Here is a 15,715-nt window from a genome sequence, read left to right on the forward strand (position 1 = left end):
AGTGCAACCCAAATGGACAAATCAACAAATGAGCGAACAATAACAATTAACGAATTTTAACCTCCAAAACGCGATTTCAATCGACAATTATCCATTGCCAGTTCTCATTTCCAACCTATCTTTGCAATCTGAAATCAGTCTTAATAAAGGCTGTCCTACAACTTATGAAACTCGACAGAAAAGAAATACTCAACGTTCTTGAAACCATAACGATAGCCGGAGAAGGCCAGAATATGGTAGAAAGCGGAGCCGTCAAGAACGTGCTCACATTTGGCGATGAGGTCGTGGTAGACCTCGTACTTTCGACACCCGCGATGCACATCCGCAAACGCGCCGAAGACGACATCAAGAAAATCATACAGGAACGATTTCCTGCCGTTACCTCTATTAAAGTCAATTCCAAAGTCGAAGTGCCGGAAAAAAATACCGAAAACCAGATCAAGGGCAAGGAAATTCCGGGCATCTCCAATATCGTGGCGGTCGCTTCGGGAAAAGGTGGTGTCGGAAAATCTACCGTGACGGCCAATCTCGCCGTGACGCTGTCTAAAATGGGCTTTAAAGTGGGCGTTCTCGATGCCGACATTTACGGGCCATCGATGCCGATCATGTTCGACGTGGAGTTGGAAAAGCCGGTTTCTGAAGTCGTCGATGGCAAATCGAAAATGAAACCCATCGAAAGCTACGGAATCAAGATCCTGTCGATCGGATTTTTTACCGCACCCTCACAGGCTGTTATCTGGCGCGGTCCGATGGCTTCAAAAGCGCTCAATCAAATGATTTTTGACGCCAATTGGGGCGAACTCGACTTTCTTTTGATCGACCTGCCGCCGGGAACTGGAGATATCCATTTGTCGATCATGCAATCGCTGCCCATCACAGGCGCCGTCGTGGTAAGTACGCCTCAGGCCGTGGCTTTGGCCGATGCGAAAAAAGGTGTTTCAATGTTCCTTTCCGATGCGATCAACGTGCCGGTTCTCGGGATTATCGAAAACATGGCCTATTTCACTCCGGAAGAATTGCCTGAAAACAAATATTATATTTTCGGGAAAGAAGGTGCGAAAAACCTTGCAGAAGACCTCGGAGTTCCGTTCCTGGGCGAAGTGCCGCTCGTGCAATCGATACGCGAAGCCGGAGATTTCGGGCGTCCCGCTGCCTTGCAAACCGCATCGGGCATCGAGACCGTTTTCGAAGAGATCACGCGCAATGTCGTGCAGGAAACCGTGAACCGCAATCAAAGCCTTCCGCCAACCGAGGCCGTTAAAATAACGACGATGGCGGGATGTTCCGCGGTAAAAAAGAATTAGATAATTTGAAAATGACATTCGGGTCAAAATCGAATTTCGGTTTATAAATAAAATCCAGTATTAATTGAAAGTTTGCCATTTGTGGAAACCATCATTTCCAAATTTTCAAATTTTCAAATTTCCAAATTAGATGGATACAACAGAACTAACCCAAACCGTAGAGCGTGCTCTCGAAGAAATCCGGCCGTTCCTCAACAGCGACGGAGGCGACATCACGCTGGTTTCTATCGAAGAAGACAAACACGTCACGGTGCGTCTGCAAGGCGCCTGCACCAACTGCAGCGTCAACCAGATGACACTCAAGGCCGGAGTGGAAACCACGATAAAGAAATATGCGCCCCAAATCGAGACGGTAACCAACGTCGCCTGATTTTTTTTGGCGTGCCGCCGGCCGGAAGATTTAGTAAAGCAGTGACTCCGCGAAGCCGGCGTCGGGCTGTCCGCTTTTATCTTTTGCCAAACCTCAAAGGTTTTGAAAACCTATGAGGTTTCAACAAAAGGATAACCGCTTCCATCCCTCACGCAATCTGCAATTGTTTAAAGTTTAAAGTCCGATGTTGGCTGAAGAAGCCCGGAACTCTAAACCTTAAACTCTAAACATCAAACAATGATCAAAACCGACATCCTCATTATTGGAGCCGGCCCCACCGGACTCTTCGCCGTCTTTGAAGCCGGCCTGTTGAAACTCAAATGCCATATCATAGACGCGCTGCCGCAAATCGGCGGGCAATTGTCTGAATTGTATCCCAAAAAACCCATTTTCGACATTCCCGGTTTTCCGGAAGTCCTCGCAGGCGACCTGATCAAGAACCAAATGGAACAGATCAAGCAGTTTGAACCCGGTTTCACCTTGGGCGAACGCGCCGAGACCATAGAACACCAGGAAGACGGAACGTTTATCGTCACCACCGACAAAGGCACGCAACATCACGCCAACGCCATTGCGATTGCCGGAGGTTTGGGAAGTTTCGAGCCGCGAAAGCCGGTCATTGAAGACATTGAATTTTATGAGGACAAGGGCGTGGAGTACTTTGTTAAAGATCCGGAGCGTTACCGTGGAAAACGCGTCGTGCTTGCCGGCGGAGGCGATTCGGCTCTCGACTGGAGCATTTTTTTGGCGAACGTGGCTTCCGAGGTGACGTTGATCCATCGCAGGAACGAATTTCGCGGTGCACTTGACTCCGTAGAGAAAGTCCAGGAATTGAAGCATCAGGGCAAGATCAGATTGATTACGCCTGCCGAAGTCATCGGTTTGAACGGGTCCGAAAAACTTGAATCCATAGACATAGAGGAAAATGGCGCCCACCGCAAGCTGGAAACCGACTTTCTGATACCGCTTTTCGGGCTTACGCCAAAGCTTGGCCCTATCGCCAATTGGGGATTGGAGATCGAAAAAAATGCGATCAAGGTCAACAATGCTTTGGATTACCAAACCAATATCCCGGGCATTTACGCTATCGGAGACGTGAACACTTATCCAGGCAAGCTCAAACTTATTTTGTGCGGTTACCACGAGGCGACGCTCATGTGCCAGTCGGTTTACCAGCGCATGAACCCGGGCAAGAAATACGTTCTGAAATACACGACGGTTTCCGGTGTCGACGGTTTTGACGGCACACGTAAAGAAGCAGAGAAAGCGGTCGTGAAATCGATCGACTGATTTTTTAAACCTCAGAGGTTTTTAAAATCTTTGAGGTTTTCCTCCAAAAACCTAATCTCCCAAAATCCCACGCGATGTCCGACATCAAAATCACCATAATCGACCGCGATGGCGCATCCCATGAGGTCGACGCCCCAACCGACATGAACATGAACATCATGGAACTTGTGCGTGCCTACGAACTTGCACCCGAAGGTACGATCGGGATTTGCGGCGGCATGGCCATGTGCGCCTCCTGCCAATGCTACGTGGTCAACGACGTAGATTTACCGGAAAAATCTGATGATGAAGAGGCGATGTTGTCCGAGGCGTTCCATGTAAAACCCAACAGTCGCTTGGGCTGCCAGATCAACATTACGCCGGAAATCGAAGGTTTGGTTGTCGAATTGGCACCGGAATACTGATTCCGTCGTAGCGCCTTCGCAATTTCATTCATGTAATCAATCGTCTAGCGCCTCGAGTGCCCTGGGCAAAATTCTTTCGACGAATAAAGCATACGCACTTTGGGATGGATGAAGCCCGTCGGAAGCGACCAGCCAGGGATTCTGGATCCCAGATTGGGTAATGTCCGTAATGTAAACGAACTTGATCCCTTCGGAGGCGCAATAAGCGGCAGCAAAATCATTGTATTGTTGCAACTCCTGGGTTATTAGCGGCGCATTTGGCGAATTCTGGGCATAAGGCGTGAAGGCATAGTCGGGAATCGAAATCACGATCACGTTGTTTTTGTCATTTCTCCCAAGCGTTACGGCGCGATTTACGAGTTGAGGGAATTCGGTTTGATACACCGAAAACGGCTTGTTTTGGTATTGGTTGTTGACACCGATGAGCAACGTAACCAAGTCGTTGTCGCTTGCCAGATCGGACGATTGGATTGCCGAAAGGAGATTCGTCGTCGTCCAGCCAGTCGTGGCAATGATTTCCAGATCGACAGCATTACCCGGCATTTCCTGTTTGATCGCGACTTCGAGTTGGGCAGGGAATCGACAGGTGGCACAAACATTTTGCCCTATCGTATAGCTGTCGCCCAAAGCGAGGTACTTTATGGCGCTAACGGGATTCTGCGGATCCGGATTTTGCGGATTCGGATTTTGCGGAACAGGATTTTGCGGAACCGGATTTTTCGGATTTGACGTCATTTCGCCCGGCTGCATATCGTCCGATCCGCACGAAAATGCGAGGAAAAAACTGACTATCGCTATGTAAAATGTGGCCTTCATATCTAAAGGTACGTAAAAATGCAGGTTTTGGACTTCCGATCTTGTCGGTGTCCTAGATCCAAATCATTTCAACAGCATTTGCTCCCAACCTGACATGCCAAAACGAAAAAGCTCTTTATAACCGATGATGGCAATAAAGAGCTTTAGTTTATTTAAGTCAATACGATGACTTGTGACGTTGCGGATTATTTGAACGCGGCAAAACCTGTGACGTCCATCCCCGTGATAAGCAAGTGGATGTCGTGCGTGCCTTCGTATGTGATGACCGATTCAAGGTTCATCATATGACGCATGATCGAATATTCGCCCGTGATTCCCATTCCTCCGAGCATCTGACGGGCTTCGCGTGCAATTTCGATCGCCATGTTCACGTTGTTGCGTTTGGCCATCGAGATTTGTGCGGATGTCGCCTTTCCTTCGTTGCGGAGAACGCCCAAACGCCATGTCAGCAACTGTGCTTTGGTAATTTCGGTGATCATTTCGGCCAACTTCTTTTGCTGAAGCTGGGTCGCACCTATCGGTTTGTCGAACTGGATACGCTCTTTCGAATAACGCAGCGCCGTGTCGTAACAATCCATTGCCGCTCCGATTGCGCCCCAAGCGATTCCGTAGCGAGCCGAATCAAGACAGCCAAGCGGCGCACCAAGACCGGATTTGTTGGGAAGCAGGTTTTCTTTAGGAACTTTTACATTGTCGAAAATCAATTCGCCCGTAGCCGACGCGCGCAACGACCATTTGTTGTGGGTTTCAGGCGTCGTGAATCCTTCCATTCCGCGTTCCACGACCAGTCCGTGGATGCGTCCCGACTCGTCTTTGGCCCAAACCACCGCGATATCGGCAAACGGAGCGTTCGAAATCCACATCTTGGCACCGTTCAACAGGTAATGGTCGCCCTTGTCTTTAAAATTTGTGACCATTCCGCCAGGATTGGATCCGAAATCAGGCTCGGTCAAGCCGAAGCAACCGATGAATTCGCCTGAAGCCAGTTTGGGCAACCACTTCATGCGTTGCTCCTCGTTCCCGTATTTCCAAATCGGATACATGACCAAAGACGACTGGACCGATGCCGTCGAGCGAACTCCTGAATCGCCTCTTTCGATTTCCTGCATGATCAACCCGTATGAGATCTGGTCGAGCCCCGCGCCTCCGTATTCCTCCGGAATGTACGGCCCAAAAGCACCTATTTCGGCCAGGCCGTTGATGATCTGTTTAGGGAATTCCGCCTTTTGGGCGTAGTCTTCTATGATTGGGGAAACTTCGCGCTTTACCCATTCACGGGCCGAATCGCGCACGAGTTTGTGTTCGTCGTTGAGCAATTCGTCGAGAAGGTAATAATCAGGCGCTTGGAACAAGTCTGGTTTCATTGTTTACATCGTTTTTGCGCCGCAAAAGTAGGGAGATTTTTGGGAATGGCAACTTAACGAAACCGATTTCGCAGGCTAGCGACTTGGGAACTTTGCGACAGCACTAAAAAAATCGGTCGCTGACAAAAAAATATTTAAGTTGCATGCAACGGAACGCATCCGATTTTCGTCTACCAAACGAATTACCTCGGGAGTTCCTCCCAAAATCAGTTGACCAAACAATTTTCAATCGTCAAAACATGAAAAACATTTACATCGTTCTCATCGCGTTAGTTTGCGCACAAGTGGCCAATGCGCAAATCAGGGGCAAAGTCGTCGACGCAAAATCGGGCGAATCCATCCCGTACGCGAACATTCTCATCAACAATTCCGACAGCCAGATCTCAAATGGCGAAGGTTATTTTACAGTTTCTGCTGCCAATAGTTCAGATGATACGCCAATTGTGATCAGTTGTATGGGTTACGCCGGCATAAAAACCACCGTTGGCCAGCTGCAGTCGCGCGACGGAATGGTGCGTCTTGACGAGGTTACTTACGAACTCGACAATGTCAACCTCGCGGACCGTCCGACCGCGGAGTCCATAATGGCCGGTGTGAAGCAAAACCTCAAAGCGAACTACGCGATGAACATGAAGCATTCCAAAGACGTGCTTTTTTTGAGGGATGTCGTGTCGTTCAAGCCTTCCAAATTGAATTTCGAGATTACGAAGTCGACCGGTTTTACCAAAAAAGGGCTAGGGGAAGCCAACGCTGAGATCAGTAAATTCACGTCGAGCCTGATCTCACATCCGCCAAAGGAATTTACTGACATGCTCGGAAATTACTATACCTCTCCAAAAAAAGAGGCTGAAAAACAAACATTTTACTCCAAACTTGATGTCGTCCAGGCAACCAAACTCAAAGACGAGAACCGTTCCGCTTCGCTAGACGAAATGCAGGCCGTAGTCAGCAAGTTGTTCCTCAAACACCTCGACACTACAAAATATTACCGTTTCAAAAGCGGCTGGTTCGGATCCCGCGATACGCTGTCGATGCGCAAGGATTACAACAGCAAAAAGAAAAAGAAAAACAAAGTCGACAATGTCTCACTGGCGAAAAACCGTTTGTCTTCATTGAAAAACCAGAGCAATTTCCTGTACAGCAAAAAGATGGAGTTCGTCACGGATCCGGACATTTACAAATATACTTACGAGGGCACGGTTTTGCTCGGTGGGAACGAATTCGCCTACGTGCTGAAATTTGAACCGAGAAGAAGCCGCGCGATTTACCAGGGCAAGATCTACGTTTCCGAATCTGATTTCGCAGTATTGCGCGCCGACTATGCGCTGGCTCCGGGCAAAAAAGCGGAAAGTGTCAACCTGAAGTTGCTTTTGGGTGTAAAAATGGCCGAGAACATCAGTTCAGGCACGTTGATTTTCAAGAAAGATCCGATTGGCGACGGTTATTATCTGCAATACGCATCTGAGGAAACCGGACAATATTTCTACCTGAACCGTCCGCTAAAGTTCATCGAACTTACCGATGAGGAAAAAGATGTCGTTGCCTTCGACCTCAAAGTGGAAGGAAACATGCTGAGCAAGCAGGAATTCCTCAATATTTCGCGAGATGGACTTTCCGATGAAGAATTCGATAAAGTCAAAGAGGACGATTTTGCTTACAAACGCATCAACAAATACGATCCGACGCTCTGGAAAAACTACAGCGCGATCGAGCCGCTCGACGAAATGAAGCGGTTCCAGGTAATTGAGGAAACCAACTGATCAAGGTGCTTTTTTGTCGAGATAGAATTCGGACGTGAGCGCGAGATAATCATCGGTGTATTGATGTCTTGCGGTTTCGATGACGAGTTCCGTCTCGACAACTTTTATTTCCGGGCGTCGTGAAAAGGCGAGCAGGCTGCGTTTGATTTCGGAGGTTTGAGTGCCTTTGACGCGCGTGATTTTGGTCGGATACAAAGCCGACAGGGCAGCGAGTTGGACGAATCGTTCTTCTTCCTTAAACGGGATGATAACGCAAAGAATGCCGTCTTCCGAAAGCAAAACCGAACTCGCTTCAATCAAATCTTCGAACGGCAGTGACTGGTTTTGTCGGGCTTTGTCGCGGGCTTCATCTCCCGATGTGACATTCTCGGAATAGAACGGCGGATTCGACACGATCAGATCGTATTCTTCGTCCTCAAGGTCGTCCATAAAATCGTCAAGGGAAGCGTGAAAACAAAAAAGGCGGTCGTTCCACGGCGACGCTTCAAAGTTTTCGACGGCTTGTTCAAACGCGTCGGCATCTATTTCGAGTGCGTCGATTTGTTCGGCATACGAACGTTGGGCAAGCATTAGGGCTATTAAACCGGTTCCTGCCCCGATGTCGAGAACCGAATACGGATTGTGGTCGATTGGAGCCCAAGCGCCGAGCAGAACGCCATCTGTGCCGACTTTCATCGCGGTTTTGTCCTGGTTGACGGAGAATTGTTTGAATTTGAACATAGGTTTGAAGTTTAAGGTTCAAAGTTCAAGGTTCGAAGTTCGAGGTTTAAAGTTTAAGGTTCAAAGTTTAAGGTTCGAAGTTCGAAGTTTAAAGTTTAAGGTTTAAAGTTTAAGGTTCAAAGTTCAAGGTTCGAAGTTCAAGGTTCAAAGTTTAGGGTTCAAACGGTTTCGACAACTTTAAACTTTAAACTTTAAACAATTTAAACTTAAAACAATTTAAACTTTAAACAATTTAAACTTTAAACAATTTAAACTTCAAACTACATTAAAGGTACATTTCGATCAGGCCTTCCGGTAAATCCATTACGATTTTCTCGTTTTCACGGTCTACCTGAACGATAAACTGATCGATCATAGGAATTAAGATCTCGGTGTAGCCTTTTTTGACCTCGAACAACGGCTGTGCGGCGGAATCGTTGATCGCAACTATGATTCCTACATTGCCGAGGCGTTTGTCCTCGATTTTGAATCCGATGACTTCGTGGTAGTAGAATTTGTCGCCCTCGAGTTTTGGCAACAAATCAAGCGGAAGGTAAACGGCTTTGCCAAGAAGTGCTTCGGCATCGCCTTCTGAATCGACGTCTTCGAACTTTACGCGCAAAAAGTCGTTTTTGTGCAGTCGGGCGTCTTCAATAAAAAATGGAACCAAATTTTTGCCGATTTCGACAAAAACTGATTCCATTCCTTCATACATTTCAGGCTCGTCGCTGTCGAGATAGACAAGGACTTCGCCTTTAAAACTAAACTTTTTGGCGATTTTGCCCAGATAGAAACATTCTTCTTTGCGCATTCGCCTTAAAAATTAAGCTTGCGTTTCTTCTTCAGTTGCAGGAGCTTCTCCTTCAACCTGAGCCTCGTCAGCAGTAGCTTCGGCTGTCTCTTCAGTAGCTTCGGCAGACGCTTCTTCGGCAGACGCGGCAGCGATCAAATCAGCTTCGGCTTTTTTGGCGGCAGCGATACGATCTTCGTTTACTTTTTTCTCTGCAGCAAGGGCTTCAGCTTTCGCTTTGTCTTTTGCAGAAGAAAGGTTGTCTTTTTTCGCAGTTACTTTTCCTGCTTTCTCGTCAAGCCATTTTTCCAATTTAGCATCGGCAGCTTCCTGAGTCAGGGCACCTTTGCGAACGCCTCCATCGAGGTGGTGTTTCAACAAGGCTCCTTTGTAAGAAAGGATTGCGCGAGCCGTATCGGTAGGCTGGGCACCGTTGTGCAACCACTGAACCGCTTTGTCGAGGTTCAAGTCGATTGTAGCAGGGTTGGTGTTTGGATTGTAAGTACCGATTTTCTCTAGGTATTTACCATCTCTTTTTGAGCGGGAATCAGCCGCTACGACCCAGTAAAAAGGTTTTCCTTTTTTACCATGTCTTTGTAATCTGATTTTTACTGGCATAATCGTATGATTAAATTTGGGTACACGACCCGGTTAAATAAGGGCGCAAAGATACAGTTTTTTTGAAAACAAAGAAGTTAGGTTTTGTTTTTCTGATTGTTAAAAATAAAAGCGCTTTGATTTTTTTGACTAATTTGGCCCGAAACCAACCAAAAACCTATTTTTGTCTTTCAAAAATTACCTACAATATGAAGAAGATATTTCTATTGCTATTCTCTGTCGTTGCCTTGAGCTCTTGCACAGAAGACGTCCGTGATAACAGTCCGGCGTTCGAAGGATTGAGAAACGGCAGTCGTTGGCGCGCGCCGGGCGTGACCGCAACTGTCGGTGCGGGAGGCGATCTTACGATTTCAGGAGGCAATCAATTCGAGACGTTGACGTTGATGTTGCCTACTACCGACGCCGGAACTTACACGTTAGGCACAAGCCAGAGCAGAAAGGCGATGTTCGTGATCATCGGCGATTCGGGAACCAAGACATATGCCACCGGAACCGGGATAGGCAATGGAGAAATCGAGATCGAGGTGTACGACGAGGTCAATAAGACCATCACGGGAACTTTCCGATTCAACGCAATCGCTGAGGACGCCGTCGATCCTACTGATCCGACTGCAGCCGAAACCATCAATTTCATAGAAGGGAATTTTTACAAAGTGCCGGTGCGTCCGTCTTTGTAAAATGATCCACTTATAAAGAAAAGCCATCTTGAGAAAGGTGGTTTTTTTATTTTGTCAAGTTCCGGTTGGAGCCTGTAAGCTGGATGGCTTAGATTCAGATTTGAGAAATTTGGATTATAGGATTGCAGCGATTTGTTTTATGGGATTGGCCGGAAAATTGGGAAGAGTTCCATGGAAATTCGTAGGGGAGATTTGAGGTGGGAGTTGGCGTGGATGTTGCTTCGCGCGCAAGACCTAACAAATCTCCAAGATTTGTTAGGTCTGTCAAAGCTACCGATTTCTTACCACAACAATTTACAGTTTTTCTGCCGTTTTTGTTAAACCGGGAATAAACTTGATAACAGCCTGTTGATAATTTTGGCTTTCAGTTAAGATTCAAAAAAACTATTTTTGGGCATTCCGCGTTTGCAAATCTAAACGCCCCGAACTTCCACGTTTACAGCTATGTATTTAATTTTCGATACCGAAACAACCGGTTTGCCGAAGCGTTGGGACGCCCCGATTTCGGACACATCCAACTGGCCGCGCGCCATCCAGGTCGCATGGCAGTTGCACGACGAACTCGGCAACCTCGTCGAGAACCAGGATTTCCTGATCAGGCCCGACGGGTTCAATATTCCGTACGACGCCGAGCGCATACACGGTATTTCGACGGAGTTGGCGATGGAAGAGGGGATTTCCTTATCGGATGCTTTGGAGAAGTTCAACGCGGCACTTTCCAGGACCAGATTCATCGTCGGGCAAAACGTAGGCTTCGACGTGAACATCATGGGTTGCGAGTTTTACCGTTTGGGCATCGGAAATAAGTTAACCGAATTACCTGTCCTGGATACGTGTACCGAAGTCACGGCCGAACTGCTCAAGATTCCCGGCGGAAGAGGCGGCAAATTCAAGCTTCCGACACTCACCGAGTTGCACCAATATTTGTTCAACACGCCGTTTGCCGAAGCCCACAACGCTACCGCGGACGTCGAGGCGACCACGCGTTGCTTCCTCGAATTGATCCGTCGCGAGATTTTCACCAAAGAAGAATTGGGCGTTCAAGCCGATTATTACAACAGCTTCAGAAACCAAAATCCAGCGGAGATTAGAGCGGTCGGACTACGCCACGTCAATCTCAAGAACGCTTCGGACGCGATACGCGAAAGATTGCGCCAAAAGCAGGAACAAGCCGATTACGGTCTGGACGATATCCAGGTTTCAGCCGATCTCACGAACGCCGTTTTCGCCCACTTGCACAACCACACGCAATTTTCGGTTTTGCAATCGACGATTTCGGTTCCGAATCTCGTGTCGGCGGCAGCCAAAGCCAAAATGCCAGCCGTTGCGATGACGGACGTCGGGAACATGATGGGCGCATTCCAGTTCGTATCGGCGGTGATGAACCACAACAAAGTAGCGTCTGCGAAAAACAAGGAAGCCGAAGAAAAAGGGGAAATTCCGACAGAAGTCGAGATAAAACCTATCGTCGGATGCGAATTTTATATTTGTGAAGACCGTCTTGACCGCACGCGCAAGGACAACGGCTATCAGGTGGTGCTTTTGGCCAAGAACAAAAAAGGCTATCACAATCTCGCCAAACTGGCCTCAATCGCGTATACCGAAGGTTTTTATTACGTTCCGAGGATAGATAAAAAAGCGGTTGAACAATATAAGGAAGACCTCATTGTCTTGTCTGGAAACCTCTATGGAGAGATTCCGGGAAAAATTCTCAACATAGGTGAAAATCAGGCCGAAGAAGCACTTTTGTGGTGGAAGTCCCAGTTCGGGAACGATTTCTACCTGGAAATCATGCGCCATAAACAGGAGGACGAAAACCGCGTGAACCAGACGCTGTTGTCGTTTTCCAAAAAGCACGACGTCAAGGTCGTCGCCACCAATAACACTTACTACGTCGCCCAACCGGATGCCAATGCACATGACATTCTGTTGTGCGTCAAGGACGGGGAAAAACAATCGACGCCTATCGGTCGCGGTCGCGGTTATCGCTACGGTTTGCCAAACCAGGAATATTATTTCAAGTCATCCGATGAGATGAAATCGCTTTTCGCGGATATTCCGCAGGCGATTACGAATATTTCCGAGATCATCGACAAGATCGAAGTTTATTCGCTTTACCGCGACGTTTTGCTTCCGAAATTCGACATTCCGTCAGCGTTTATTTTTGCCGAAGACGACGTGGATGGCGGAAAGCGGGGCGAAAATAAATACCTGCGCCATTTGACTTATGTCGGGGCCGAAAAGCGTTATGGCCTTGACGGACTGACGCCTGATGTGCGCGAACGGCTTGACTTTGAGCTTGCCACAATCGAAAAAACGGGTTATCCCGGATATTTTCTCATCGTCCAGGATTTTATAGCCGAAGCCAGGAATCTTGGCGTTTCGGTTGGTCCCGGACGTGGTTCGGCGGCAGGTTCGGCAGTTGCATATTGCCTCGGGATCACCAATATCGACCCTATCAAATACGACTTGCTTTTTGAGCGCTTCCTGAATCCGGACAGGGTTTCGATGCCCGATATCGATATCGACTTTGACGATGAGGGACGCGGCAAGGTCATGGATTATGTCATCAGGAAATACGGCTCGAACCAGGTCGCTCAAATTATCACATATGGTAAAATGGCAACCAAATCGGCGATTCGCGACACGGCACGCGTTCTCGATTTGCCGCTTTTCGAAGCCGACAGGATCGCCAAACTGATTCCGGGAATGATGCCCGGGAAATGGAACCTGGCGCGTTTTCTGTCCGAAAATGAGAACGAAGTCAAGAAAGTCCTGCGTTCCGAAGAATTCGATCGCGTCAAGGAGTTGATTGCGATGGCTCAGGAAAATTCGCTTGCCGCGGAGACCATCCAACAGGCGAAAGTCCTCGAAGGTTCGCTTCGGAACACGGGAATCCATGCTTGCGGCGTCATTATCACGCCAGACGACATCACGAATTTCGTTCCGGTAACGACCGCTAAAGACTCGGATTTGTACGTGACCCAATTTGACAATGCCGTCGCGGAATCTGCCGGACTTCTCAAGATGGACTTCCTTGGCCTTAAGACGCTGACATTGATCAAAGATACCGTCAAACTCGTCAAATACCGAACGGGAATCGATCTCGATCCGGACAATTTTCCGCTTGACGACGCCAAGACGTATGAACTTTTCCAACGGGGAGAAACGGTAGGGATTTTCCAATACGAATCGCCCGGAATGCAAAAGTACATGAAGGAATTGCGTCCGACGGTTTTTGCCGACCTGATCGCGATGAACGCTTTGTACCGTCCGGGTCCTATTGCCTACATTCCGGGCTTTATCAAACGAAAAAACGGGGAAGAAGAAATCACATACGACCTTGAGGCTTGCGAAGGATTGCTCAAAGAAACCTATGGAATCACCGTTTATCAGGAACAGGTAATGCTTTTGTCGCAAAAACTAGCGAATTTCTCCAAAGGTGATGCCGACGTTTTGCGAAAAGCGATGGGTAAAAAGCAAAAGGACGTTCTTGACAAAATGAAGCCGAAATTCATCGGACAGGCGTCGGAACAGAACGGGCACGATCCTAAAATCCTTGAAAAAATTTGGAAGGATTGGGAAGCGTTCGCCGAATATGCGTTCAACAAATCCCACTCGACCTGTTACGCCTGGGTCGCTTACCAAACGGCTTATCTGAAAGCAAATTATCCGGCGGAATACATGGCGGCCGTGCTTTCGAATAACATGAACGACATCAAGCAGGTTTCGTTTTTTATGGAAGAATGCAAGCGAATGGGATTGCAGGTTCTCGGGCCTTGCGTGAACGAATCGTATTACAAATTCACGGTAAACGAAGAATATGCGATCCGGTTTGGGATGGGCGCGATCAAAGGCGTCGGAGGCGGGGCTGTGGAAACCATCGTCGATTCGCGCAAAGACGGAAAGTATAAGTCTATTTTCGATTTGTCCAAACGCATCGACTTGCGCGCCGCCAACAAAAAGGCGTTCGAAAACCTGGCGCTCGCCGGCGGATTTGACACATTTAACGACACGCACCGCGCCCAATATTTCCACAACGATGGGGAAAACATCACGTTTTTGGAAAAGGCCATGCGCTACGGGTCGAAGTTCCAGGAAAATGAGAATTCCTCCCAGGTTTCGCTTTTTGGGGAAGCCAGCGAAGTCCAGATTGCCGAGCCGATGGTGCCGCCTTGCGAAGAATGGAGCACGATGGAGAAACTGGCGCGCGAAAAGGACGTGGTCGGAATTTACATCTCAGGACATCCGCTTGACGATTTCAGGTTTGAAATGAAATATTTCTGTTCGGCAAAGCTCGAATATCTCAAAAATCTTGAAGCTCACGTAAACAAGGTGCTCACGTTCGCCGGAATTGTGACCAATGTGCAATATCGAACCGCCAAAAACGGCAAGGATTGGGGCATTTTCACGCTCGAAGGCTTCGACGAAAGCTATGAATTCAAAATGTTCGACGAGGAATTCCTGAAATTCAGGCATTATCTTTCCCAAAATCAATTTTTGCATTTCAAGGTCAATGTGCGCGAAGGTTGGGTCAATAAAGAAACGGGAAAGCGATCGGAACCAAGATTGCAGTTTCTCGAGGTCAAAATGCTTCAGGATGTGCTAACTTCCCAAGCCAAAAAACTCACGGTAAACCTTAATATCAAGGACTTGAAGTCGGATTTGATCACGCATTTGAGCCATTTGTTCCAACTCAATTCAGGTACGAACCCGGTGAGCTTCGATATTGTGGAGACCGAATCTGTAAAGCGACAGGTTTTACAGACGGTTGCTGCGGGAGCCGGTGAAGCAGATGAGCCCGACGCACTTTCGGAAGAGGAAGCCATTGAGGCGGACGTGCAGATTCCGTCAGAAGTCGAAGAGACGGTTCTTGTGACCAAACTTTCGATGTCGAGTAAAAAAGTAAAGGTCAATATTTGCACGGAACTGCTTGTGGAACTCGAGAAATTGGACGTGAAGTTCAAATTGAATTGATAGAAATCAGGTGTCGAACTCCGGACGAAAGGACTGAACTGTCCGTTTGATAACGGTATCTTTGTTAATCTCGCGAATTATCCGTCAAAAACGAAAGGGTCAACTTTACCGATATCGGCGCCAGATTCGATTCACGTAATAATTTCAGACAATTTTGGCATAACCAATTCCAATCTTATAGTGTTAAATCGTTACCTTTAAAATACCTACTTTTGCAACGTAAAAATAACTTAGAAAAAAAATAGTATGGCAATAGCAATCACAGACGCTACTTTCGAGGAAGTAGTTTTGAAATCAGATAAGCCGGTAATGGTGGACTTTTGGGCAGCTTGGTGCGGACCGTGCCGAATGGTGGCGCCAATCATCGACCAAATCAGCGAAGAGTTCGGAGACAAGGCCGTAATCGGTAAAGTCGACGTAGATGCCAACCAGGAATTCGCTGCGAAATACGGTGTGCGCAACATTCCTACCGTCTTGACTTTCAAAAATGGGGAAGTCGTTAATCGTCAGGTTGGCGTGGCTCCAAAACAAACGTATGCCGATTCATTGAACGCTGCCTTGTAAGCGATTCTCTTACGATAGTAAAGCCCGGAGGAAACTTCGGGCTTTTTTTTGTGGTTGTTTGCAAGGTTTAGATAGCGGATTG

General features: G+C 47.7%; 13 protein-coding genes. 8 read left to right on the forward strand and 5 right to left on the reverse strand.

What is annotated here, in order from left to right; genetic code table 11:
* Window positions 1-164: 164 nt before the first annotated feature.
* The 4 genes from HC229_RS05730 (at window position 165) to HC229_RS05745 (ending at window position 3,368) form a co-directional block, all read left to right on the forward strand.
* Complete coding sequence (locus HC229_RS05730) at window positions 165-1,304, forward strand: Mrp/NBP35 family ATP-binding protein (protein ID WP_191019498.1); 1,140 nt, start codon at window positions 165-167, stop codon at window positions 1,302-1,304.
* Window positions 1,305-1,434: 130 nt separating this feature from the next.
* Entirely contained in the window at window positions 1,435-1,674 is a 240-nt protein-coding gene (locus HC229_RS05735) for a NifU family protein (protein WP_191019499.1), read from the forward strand.
* A 237-nt stretch (window positions 1,675-1,911) separates the two neighbouring features.
* Complete coding sequence (locus tag HC229_RS05740) at window positions 1,912-2,964, forward strand: NAD(P)/FAD-dependent oxidoreductase (protein WP_191019500.1); 1,053 nt, start codon at window positions 1,912-1,914, stop codon at window positions 2,962-2,964.
* 74 nt (window positions 2,965-3,038) lie between these two features.
* Window positions 3,039-3,368, forward strand: a complete 330-nt coding sequence (locus HC229_RS05745; protein WP_191019501.1) for a 2Fe-2S iron-sulfur cluster-binding family protein — start codon at window positions 3,039-3,041, stop codon at window positions 3,366-3,368.
* A 36-nt stretch (window positions 3,369-3,404) separates the two neighbouring features.
* On the opposite strand, the gene HC229_RS05750 is transcribed toward HC229_RS05745, so the two are convergent.
* Entirely contained in the window at window positions 3,405-4,184 is a 780-nt protein-coding gene (locus HC229_RS05750; protein WP_191019502.1) for an SGNH/GDSL hydrolase family protein, read from the reverse strand.
* A gap of 185 nt (window positions 4,185-4,369) precedes the next feature.
* The gene (locus HC229_RS05755) at window positions 4,370-5,548 is read right to left on the reverse strand and encodes an acyl-CoA dehydrogenase family protein (protein WP_191019503.1); all 1,179 of its coding nucleotides are present in this window, start codon (window positions 5,546-5,548) and stop codon (window positions 4,370-4,372) included.
* Window positions 5,549-5,787: 239 nt separating this feature from the next.
* Between HC229_RS05755 and HC229_RS05760 the strand changes: the two genes are divergently transcribed.
* Window positions 5,788-7,308 (forward strand): carboxypeptidase-like regulatory domain-containing protein, encoded by a 1,521-nt coding sequence (locus HC229_RS05760; protein ID WP_191019504.1) that lies wholly within the window; start codon window positions 5,788-5,790, stop codon window positions 7,306-7,308.
* Here HC229_RS05760 and HC229_RS05765 read toward each other — a convergent pair whose 3' ends face one another.
* The 3 genes from HC229_RS05765 to HC229_RS05775 form a co-directional block, all read right to left on the reverse strand.
* Window positions 7,309-8,028 (reverse strand): tRNA1(Val) (adenine(37)-N6)-methyltransferase, encoded by a 720-nt coding sequence (locus HC229_RS05765; RefSeq protein ID WP_191019505.1) that lies wholly within the window; start codon window positions 8,026-8,028, stop codon window positions 7,309-7,311. It abuts the gene before it with no gap.
* A 265-nt stretch (window positions 8,029-8,293) separates the two neighbouring features.
* Window positions 8,294-8,818, reverse strand: a complete 525-nt coding sequence (gene rimM, locus HC229_RS05770; RefSeq protein WP_191019506.1) for a ribosome maturation factor RimM — start codon at window positions 8,816-8,818, stop codon at window positions 8,294-8,296.
* A 12-nt stretch (window positions 8,819-8,830) separates the two neighbouring features.
* Complete coding sequence (locus tag HC229_RS05775; protein ID WP_191019507.1) at window positions 8,831-9,415, reverse strand: 30S ribosomal protein S16; 585 nt, start codon at window positions 9,413-9,415, stop codon at window positions 8,831-8,833.
* Window positions 9,416-9,603: 188 nt separating this feature from the next.
* Here HC229_RS05775 and HC229_RS05780 point away from each other — a divergent pair, with 188 nt between their 5' ends.
* The 3 genes from HC229_RS05780 to trxA all read left to right on the forward strand — a co-directional run bounded on the left by HC229_RS05780 (window position 9,604) and on the right by trxA (window position 15,633).
* On the forward strand, window positions 9,604-10,092 hold the full coding sequence (locus tag HC229_RS05780) for a DUF6252 family protein (protein WP_191019508.1): 489 nt from the start codon (window positions 9,604-9,606) through the stop codon (window positions 10,090-10,092).
* A gap of 444 nt (window positions 10,093-10,536) precedes the next feature.
* Window positions 10,537-15,069, forward strand: a complete 4,533-nt coding sequence (gene dnaE, locus HC229_RS05785; protein ID WP_191019509.1) for a DNA polymerase III subunit alpha — start codon at window positions 10,537-10,539, stop codon at window positions 15,067-15,069.
* Window positions 15,070-15,315: 246 nt separating this feature from the next.
* On the forward strand, window positions 15,316-15,633 hold the full coding sequence (trxA, locus tag HC229_RS05790) for a thioredoxin (RefSeq protein WP_191019510.1): 318 nt from the start codon (window positions 15,316-15,318) through the stop codon (window positions 15,631-15,633).
* Window positions 15,634-15,715: the final 82 nt, after the last annotated feature.

Source organism: Flavobacterium selenitireducens (assembly GCF_014748335.1).
Classification (GTDB): Bacteria; Bacteroidota; Bacteroidia; order Flavobacteriales; family Flavobacteriaceae; genus Flavobacterium; species Flavobacterium selenitireducens.